Genomic DNA, 314 nt, shown 5'->3' with positions numbered 1-314 from the left:
CAGCGTGCCGGAAGCAAGGGAGCTGTCCTCGACGACGGTGGCCTTACTGTCGGCCACCGAGGTGGTGATCACCGGGGTGTCGTTGGTGCCGGTGACGGTGACGGTCAGCGTCTGGGGAGCACTGGCCGCATCCTGGGCGTCGGTGGCGACGTACTGGATGTTGTAGCTCGTGCTCTGGCCGACAGCCAGGTGCTGGTAGGCCGCATTGCTCGGGTCGAGCGTCCAGCTGCCGTCGGTGTTCAGGGTAAAGCCTGGAACCTTGTCGGCCGAAGTCTGGCTGAACACCAGCGTGGCAGTTTCACCGCTGTCGGCGT

Annotated in this window: 1 protein-coding gene; it reads right to left on the bottom strand. The window is 65.3% G+C overall.

The window, feature by feature from the left end:
- Positions 1 to 314: VCBS domain-containing protein (locus G7016_RS24825; protein ID WP_219856374.1), on the bottom strand; the 314-nt coding region annotated here is incomplete at both ends.

The sequence above is a fragment of the Pseudomonas japonica genome (assembly GCF_013522925.1).
Classification (GTDB): domain Bacteria; phylum Pseudomonadota; class Gammaproteobacteria; order Pseudomonadales; family Pseudomonadaceae; genus Aquipseudomonas; species Aquipseudomonas japonica_A.
This window is presented reverse-complemented; position numbering and strand designations above follow the sequence as displayed.